The organism is Nocardia sp. NPDC056100 (assembly GCF_042266325.1).
Lineage (GTDB): Bacteria > Actinomycetota > Actinomycetes > Mycobacteriales > Mycobacteriaceae > Nocardia.
In genome coordinates, this window is record NZ_JBHJVY010000007.1 from 473,490 (window position 1) to 481,377 (window position 7,888).

Below are 7,888 nucleotides of genomic sequence, written 5' to 3' on the forward strand. Positions count from 1 at the left end.
AGCTGAATACGGTTACGGCGGAATGCGACCGGGCCGCAGGATTGATCGAACGTCATGTGCCTGCACCGGTTTCGGTCAGCGCGGACGTCCTTTAAGGACGGTCGAACCGGCCGGACTTCACGGCGTCATTGAATCGGTCCCACGTTGAACCATCAAAGATCAGCACCGGGCTGACGGTCCCCAACTTCGGCGCGCGGTTCGATGCGGGGTCTGTCGACTCGAAGCTGCGAGCGGCTCGGTAGGTCTGCGACCTCCTACCTTCGCGAGCGAAGCTGCCAGGAGATCTGCGGAGCATCCAGGATGATGAGGCCGTTGTCGTCGACTTGATTTCGGTTGCGGCTGTAGCTCGGGACCGGGTTCCACGATCCGGCTGCTGCGAGGGTGGTCGTTTTCAGTTCTGTCAGAAAGGTATTCAGCCTGGAGCCGTTGAGCTGGGCTAGGTGGGTGTTGTCGAGAGCTTGGGTTCCTGGCCTCCCAATCGGGGGGTTCCAGGGGAAGAAGATGTCGGTTGTGACTGCCAGTTCGAAGGTGAGTGTTTCCTCGCCTGGCAGGGAATCCATCGCGCCCAGGACGACCGGCGGTTGTTGGAACGAATCCGGGCGGGCGGCGGCGATGGCGATCGATTTCATATCCGATACCCAGGACTCCACCACGTGTCCGTCGTGGCCATAATATTCGAGGCGGGTTGCGGGGATTGCGCCGAAGGATGCGTCCAGGTATTTGGTGAAGATGCCTTTGGATCGGGATTCCTCCGGCTCCACGTTCGGGGCCAGGTCGGGGTGAATGGCGAGGAAATCGAGGATGTTGCCGTCGCGGTTGAAGAGGAAGCGGCCGTTCGACAGTGAAAGTTCTTGTACGCGTAGGATTCCGGTGCGCTCCCCCGCTTCGAGGATGGCGTGCTGCCATCGCAACAGCACATCGTTGTTCGCGGGGACGTCGGCATGCCAGACGAATACCTCGTCTTCGCAGCTGTTCCAGTTATTTACACGGGCTTCCGAAGACGGCACTGAACTCCTCCTTCCGCCATTGGAAAGTATCACGGGAGTTCTTGATGACCAGGAGGTCTATGCGTGCAACGCCATCCGGGCCGCATAGCTGGAGGTTCTGGGCATGGCGGAGGGCGTTTTCGATCCATGCCTTGTCCGAGTTGCTGAATCGGGCGGAGGCTGGGTCGACGAGGATTTCGACGATCTTCTGGTAGCCGGGTGGGGCGTTTTGCCAGATGCCGGTTTGGTCGTTTCGTGCGTTCGCGCCGTTGAGTTGGTCGATCGCGGAGTTGATGTTGGCCGGGACTCTGGGGCCGGTGACGAGCTTCAGTTGGTATGCGGCCTTGTTCACCGTGTCCAGGATGTCCGCGCCGAACTTCTCCTGGCGGCCGGTCGCGGGGTCTATCGCTTCGACGTAGCCGTCGAGAACGATTCGGGCGGTGGGGTTTTCATTGAGGAGGCGGACGGCACGCTGGATTTCGTTCAACCGGCCGTCGTTGTTTGCCTTCGCGGCCTCGGAGATCTGTTTGGCGAGGTCTTGCGGGTTCTGCAGCCGGCCGGAGTCGATGAGTGACTTCAGTTCTGGGAGCAGCCGTTCGGTGGCTGCGGTGTCGACTGCTTCGATCGCGGATTCCAGCACGGCAGTGTCGGTGGGCGCGTGGTTTGTCATCTGGAGGAAGGAGCGCCAGATGTCGGGCATTTGGGTCGAGTCACCGACCAGGAGGCGCTTCGGGTCGCCGTTCTTGTCCAGGATGCGCTGGCGGGCGTCGCGGTAGGCGCCGTCGTCGGAGCCGTCTCGTGCGGTGGAGAAGATCGCGGCCGAGTACTGGATTCGGATCGTATTCGTTTGCCCGGGTGCGGGTTTCGGCGTCGGATTGGCGAACGTCATCGGCGGGGTGGTGGCCGAGGCTCCCGGGGCTATGACTCCCAGGGAGATCTCCTGAGTCGCCATTCCCGGTGTCGCTGACGCGACTACCGTGGCATCACCAGCGGTATTGCCGGTATTGGTGACCGTCACCGTCCAGCTGCAGGTCGGGGTCCAGCAGTCGGGAGTATTCCCTTTTACGCTGAAGTCGATGGACGGCGCGGGTTCGTTCTGATTGGGAATGACGCTCGGTGCTTGCGGACTGGTGGAGGCCGTGGGCGGTAGAACCTTGTCGACTTTGTCTTTGGTGGGACCCGCCTCCGCCGGGGCGGGTGTGATCGAGATGTGCGGCACGTCGGCGTCGTTGTCGATCGGAACGATGTGTGGGGCTGCAGGTTTCGGGCCGGAGCCGAGGTCGGTCTGCATACCTGCGGGGCGAACACCCCAGCCCGGTCGCACCGGTCCGGTCAGCCAGAGCAGCGAACTGTCCGCGACGGAGATCGCGGCCGTCCACTCGCCCGACACCAGCGTTCGGACTCGCTTGCCACCGATCACTTCGACCGTGCCGTCAGCGGTGGCTGCGTTCGAGAGCGAACGTACGAAGGCGGCGAGCGCGGTCGGATTGAGTGTGCTGGGGATGTCGACGGGGAATTCGGCGCCTCGGTCGGGTTGCACCCACTGATCGCGTAGTTTTCCGGTCTTCTTGGGGGCTCGGCGGGCCCAGAAATCACTGTCACCACGCACGGCGGTTCGATCCGCAGTGGCCACGAGATCCGCCCGGCCGCCGATCGGATCGGTGATGACACCTGCGGTGTCACGGTCCCGGGTGACGACGACGTCACCGGCGACCTGGCGGCCGTCGGTATCGGAGTAGACCACTCGCATGCTCAATGCGGGCGCTTCGGCGAGCAGATCGGCTGCCGCGGCGAGACTTCCGCTGGAGGAGTCGGACAGCGTCTTGATCGCCAGTCGGATGGACCCGTACGTGGTGAGGCTCGCGAGCACGAGCAGCAGGCAGATCGCGACCGCCATCGGACGAGCTTGCGGCGGCGACGTGGCTTCCGGATTTTCCGAGTCGTATGCCGGTTGCATCGATTCACCCCCGTGAACACAAACCCCCTTGCGGGACAAGAAATCTCGTCTCGCGTGAACCGCTATCATTTCCAACGTCGGCGTGGGGATCAACCCCGATCGCATCAATGTGACACGGGCGACACGGCCGGCCTCGCGTGTTGGTCGTTCTTCGACCGGGCAGATGCCAGGCCAAGGCCCGTTCGGCTTCCCAATTCAAAGGGGTGCCAATCCAATTGGAATTCCGACGACTTCGGGATGGTCAGCGCTCGGAATACAACACCGATTCCTACATTTCAATCGACGCCACATACCCAAACCCGCCCAGCACATGCATTCAAACCGGTCGGTAGTATGCGATCGTCTAAATTCGCACAGCCGGGATGGTGGGGGCTATGACTTTGTTCAAATCGGACATCGATCAACTGAATACTCTGGCTGTGACGTTGGAGAATGCCGGGAATGCCATCGACGCTGTCGATATCCGGAGTGCTCTTTCCGCAGTGCATGCGGCGCTCGTCGCGTGCGACATCGTGCAGGTGTGCGATCAGAGCGGGGAGTTCATCGAAGGGGCGTACCTGCGGGTGGCTGAGCGGGAGCGGCAGGTTGCGGCGAAGGCTCGTGAGTGTGCGGCTGCCTATGCGATGACCGATGAGAACTTCAAGAAGGAGCTCGATAAGTTCGACTTCCACTCGTCCGGGGGTCGCTGATGCCCAATTCGAAAGGGGCGCCGACTCCGCGCGAGGTGGAGAAGTGGAACTTCTTCGCGCTCAATGATTGGGCGGCGGTCGTGCGGGCGGGGAATACGACATTCAAAACGCAGATTGATAAGGCGCGCAATCACTTCGGTGATGTCGGGCAGGGGTGGTCGGGTGTGACTCATGATGCCGCTTACGAGCGGGTCGATGAGGACTACACGCAGGCGCGGAAGGTCTTCTACGACGTCGACGATGTGCCGGGAATGCTGGAGCAGGCCGGGAGCAGTCTGTCGTCGTTCAAGCAGGTGGTGCTGGACAAGATCGCCGACGCGGCCGCAATCGGGCTGTGGGTCGATGATGCGTGGCAGATCCCGGATAAAGAAGGGGTCGAGCGGCAGACCATCGATGATCATCAAGCCGCTGTCCGCGGCGCGCTCACGGAGCTGATGAACGAAATCGCAACGCACAAGCAGAAATTGACTGCCAACGCTGAACTCATTCGGGCCGCGGGTGACTTGTTCGGCTCCTCTGTCAATGTCGACGAGGCCGCTACACAGGGTGGGCGACTAGGCAGGCAAGACGGCCGGGCGATCGTTCTCGCCGCGCAGAATCATGACACCGGCGCGTTCGCCGGCATCGTCGACAATATGCCCGGCTATGTCCTCAATGACCAGGAGCGGCGGGCCCTCGCGAACGGCGAGGAAGTGTCGACCGTCCCCGCGGCCGTGCAGGACTACTACCGCGAGTTCTATCGTGCGGCCGGTAAGGACGGCGTGCTGGCACTGGACGACTATCTGTCCGGCCAGGAGAAGGGCGGCAATACCGTCGCCGCAGCGCAGCGGGACAACCTCGCCAATGGCATCATGCTCGTCGGCAATGACAAGGTCGTCAGTCGCGGACCCGACGGGAAGATCCTCAACCAGGGCGGGTACGCCAACCTGCCCGCTGACATCCGCGAACTGGTGTCCGGCCGCGTCGAGGACAGGGTCGCCGCCTACGGCTCCCCCGCGCAGGTGCGCGACCGATTCGCCCAACAGGCCCGGTTCGCCGAGTTGCTCGGACAGGCCAACCCCGGTTACACGCCGGGCAAGGAGTTCGGAATCGAACTCGGCCGCCAGGGCGCGAGCATCGCGAACTATCTCAATCAGGTCGACAGGAACATGAACGGCAATCTGCCTTCCGCGTTCCTGGACAGTGATCGGGCGCTGATGGATAGTGCCGCGCAGCAGTACCTGACCGCCGCGGACCGCAACCACGAATCCGCCTACGCCCTGCTGACCGGCGATGGAGTCACCACCGACCTGTCACACGGCGCACTCGGCGACACCTTCAAACCGGACGCCTACAAGCCGAAGGAATTCGCCGACGCCGTCTTCCGCCACGACTGGCCGGATCAAGGCAAAGCCGCAGCAGGACTGTTTGATTGGGCGGGTGAGCACAGCCACGACCAAGGCACGAGCGGTGACCAGGCTCGGCAGGTACTCGCGACCCTTCCGAATTACTTTGCCCCGCATGATCACAACGGGACACTGCTGATGGACGACGGCCGACCGATCACCGACAACGTGAAGGACGGTGTCACCACCTTCAACGAGATTTCCAAGTCGTTCGCCAACAATCCGGAGTTGGCAACAGGTCTGGCAAAAGCGTTGGCCCCCAACGTCGACCTGTTCAACCTGCCGGGCGCGGTAACCGACGGACACGGAGGTGTCACTCCCGTCACGACCGGTGTCAACGGTGAACAGCTTTCCTTCGGCTCCAATGACGGCAGGCGAATGCTGTTCCTGGCCAACCTTTCCGACGACGGCTCCCTGTATCTCGAAACAGCGCGCCAACTCAACCAAGCCGAGGTGACCCAGGGAATCGTTCAAGGGCGAGATCCTGATCCACTCGAGACAGCGAAGTACCTGGCCAACGTTGATGCACATATGAACGTCGGAGCCCAGAACGCGAAAATCTATCTGGACTCACTGAAAGCCGACGAACACAACCATCACGTTCAAGACCAGTACGAAGCCAAACAACAGGCGGGCGAATTCGTCAAGGACCTCATCGGGCAGAGCACCGATATCGCTATCGATCGGGTTCCCGGTGGGGCGATTGTCCACGGAATCGTTGGCGACCTACGTGATTCAGGCCTCGACCAGGTGATCGAAGCATGGAATCCCGAGCCCGATCTCAAAGGTGTTCAGTACCCGGACCTGTACGACTCCCGATCAATCGCGGATCAGGGCTTCAAGAGCTACCTCGAAGATGCGAACCAACGCAACGGCCAATCGATAACCCGGGAAAACGAGCGGGCCTATATCGGAAACTACGGTGGCGCCTACAACGACACGGTGGGAAGCAGCTTGTTGACCAACACCGACCAGATAAAGTACTGGCTCACCGGCGGCGTCGGAGCACCCAAGTAGACCGAAAGGCAAGAATGAATCACACGACTCGCTCCGTGCTGGTTATCTTGGCGATTTGCGGTGCCGTAAGCGCTTGCAGCACAACGGAAACAACAAAATCCACGCCGACCTCGACCACAGCACCGTATACCCGCATGAACCTCGCCAATCCGTGTGACTCGGTGCCTGGCGAGCTCTTTGCACAGCAGGGGCTGGCTCCTCAACCCAGCATTTGGTATCCGGACAATGACCCCACGATTCCGGATTCGTCGTCGAACGGGTGTGATGTTCAGGTACTCAACTCGAAAAGCAGCTTCACGCTGACGGTCACCAATCGAGATTTCGACAAGGTTCGCGGCGGGTATTCGGGGTTGGTGAAGACCGATCTATCTGTTCAAGGGAAGCCACTGGACGGCAAGCGTGCGGACGTGTATCAGATCCGCGACACCGTGTGCATGGTTCTCGTAGACCTTCCCGGGGGGACGTTCAAGATGGATGGAACCTTCACGGATGACCCGGCCGGCGACGCTTGTAAGCGTGCCGTCGAATTGGCTCGGGCGTTCGTGCCCTACGTCAGCATCACGCAGCGGTAGGGACCTATCGCCTAGGACTTCTTGCCCTTCAGTTGGTCGATGTCTACCAGGACGTTTTTGCCGGTGCCGGTGACTATGACGGTGGTGCCGTCCATGTGGATTGAGGTGGGGACTACGCCGAAGGGGAGGAGGCCGGCTACGTCGAGGAGGACCATGGGGCGGAGGGCGTTGAAGCGGGCTGTGGCTTCGAGGCGGTCTACCGGGACTCGGTGGAGTTCGCGGCTTTTCAGGTCGCTCAAGGGGAGTTCTACGCCGTGGAGGGTGGCTTCTACGTCTACGAAGCCGAATTTTTCGGTGCCTACGTGGTTTGCCTTGATTACGAGTTCGTCGTATTTGCCTCGGGCGGTTTGGAGTAGGACGGGGAAGCCTTTGATGTCTACCGAGGGGTTGGAGCCGAGGTTGGCTGTGTTGCGCATGGATTCGGCTGCGGCTTTTTCGGCGTAGGCCGCGGCGCCGAAGTCGGCGGCTACTGCCAAGCCCGCGATGATGATCAGGGTGATGAGGAGGGTGCGCACCTCAACATCATGCCAAGGTTGTTGGTGCGCACCGGGGGTCATTTGGTTACTTGGTGGATGAAGCGGGTGAGGTCGTCGGGGGTGTAGCCGAGGAGGCGGGCGCGTTCTACGGACATCAGGAGTAGTTGGGCCAGAATCCTTGCGCCCCAGCCGTCTTTGCCGTCGGTGACCCATTCGTCTACCTTTTCGACGCCGATGTCGGTCAGGAGCAGGCCGTGATCCTTGTGGATCTGCGCGCAGGTAGTGGAGATGGCGTCGAGGAGATCTGTTCCGGGGCGGGTGCATTCGAGGCTGAAGCAGTGGGTCAGGGGTTCGGGGACGCAGCCTTCGGGTGGGGATGACCTGATCGCGGTGTAGGCGGGGTCGTCGGGAGTCGCACCCTCCGAATTGATGAGGCTGTCTATGAGGGTGAAGCGGTGGTAGCCCGGCGGTGGTTCCGGCGGCCGCGGGGAAGCTTTGCGGCCGAAGGACTTTTGGACTTCGTCGGCTGCCACTTCTTTGGATTCGTGGGTGATGGTGATGGTTCGGTGGCCGTCTTCGCCGGTTACCGTCCATCGGCCGCTGTGCGGATCTTCTTCATATGAGAGGTAGAGAGACACGGCTGATATTCGGAGCCGCAAGGGAATTGGTGGTGAAACGAAAAAGACCCCCAGCGAATGCTGGGGGTCTTCTCGAAGGATGTTCCGGCGGTGTCCTACTCTCCCACACCCTGTCGAGTGCAGTACCATCGGCGCAGGTGGCCTTAGCTTCCGGGTTCGGAATGGGAC

At 61.4% G+C, this 7,888-nt stretch carries 7 protein-coding genes and 1 rRNA gene; 3 read left to right on the top strand and 5 right to left on the bottom strand.

What is annotated here, in order from left to right:
* Positions 1–254: 254 nt before the first annotated feature.
* Positions 255–1,007 carry a hypothetical protein gene (locus ACFC0O_RS43820; protein ID WP_375968219.1) on the bottom strand — a complete coding sequence of 251 codons (753 nt, stop codon included), beginning with the start codon at positions 1,005–1,007 and terminating at the stop codon, positions 255–257.
* Positions 979–2,982, bottom strand: coding sequence for a hypothetical protein (locus ACFC0O_RS43825; RefSeq protein WP_375968220.1), 2,004 nt, complete (start codon positions 2,980–2,982; stop codon positions 979–981). Before ACFC0O_RS43825 ends, ACFC0O_RS43820 begins: the two co-directional genes overlap by 29 nt.
* A gap of 335 nt (positions 2,983–3,317) precedes the next feature.
* Between ACFC0O_RS43825 and ACFC0O_RS43830 the strand changes: the two genes are divergently transcribed.
* Genes ACFC0O_RS43830 through ACFC0O_RS43840 form a run of 3 tightly spaced genes read left to right on the top strand, consistent with a single transcriptional unit; the run spans position 3,318 to position 6,606 of the window.
* Positions 3,318–3,632: a hypothetical protein gene (locus tag ACFC0O_RS43830; RefSeq protein WP_375968221.1), complete on the top strand. Its 315-nt coding sequence runs from the start codon at positions 3,318–3,320 to the stop codon at positions 3,630–3,632.
* Positions 3,632–6,034, top strand: coding sequence for a hypothetical protein (locus ACFC0O_RS43835; protein ID WP_375968222.1), 2,403 nt, complete (start codon positions 3,632–3,634; stop codon positions 6,032–6,034). Before ACFC0O_RS43830 ends, ACFC0O_RS43835 begins: the two co-directional genes overlap by 1 nt.
* A 14-nt stretch (positions 6,035–6,048) precedes the next feature.
* The gene (locus tag ACFC0O_RS43840) at positions 6,049–6,606 is read left to right on the top strand and encodes a DUF3558 family protein (RefSeq protein WP_375968223.1); all 558 of its coding nucleotides are present in this window, start codon (positions 6,049–6,051) and stop codon (positions 6,604–6,606) included.
* Positions 6,607–6,617: 11 nt separating this feature from the next.
* Here ACFC0O_RS43840 and ACFC0O_RS43845 read toward each other — a convergent pair whose 3' ends face one another.
* The 3 genes from ACFC0O_RS43845 to rrf form a co-directional block, all read right to left on the bottom strand.
* Entirely contained in the window at positions 6,618–7,121 is a 504-nt protein-coding gene (locus tag ACFC0O_RS43845) for an LmeA family phospholipid-binding protein (RefSeq protein ID WP_375968224.1), read from the bottom strand.
* 38 nt (positions 7,122–7,159) lie between these two features.
* On the bottom strand, positions 7,160–7,720 hold the full coding sequence (locus ACFC0O_RS43850) for a hypothetical protein (protein WP_375968225.1): 561 nt from the start codon (positions 7,718–7,720) through the stop codon (positions 7,160–7,162).
* 82 nt (positions 7,721–7,802) lie between these two features.
* Positions 7,803–7,888, bottom strand: a 5S ribosomal RNA gene (rrf, locus tag ACFC0O_RS43855); the annotation flags it as partial.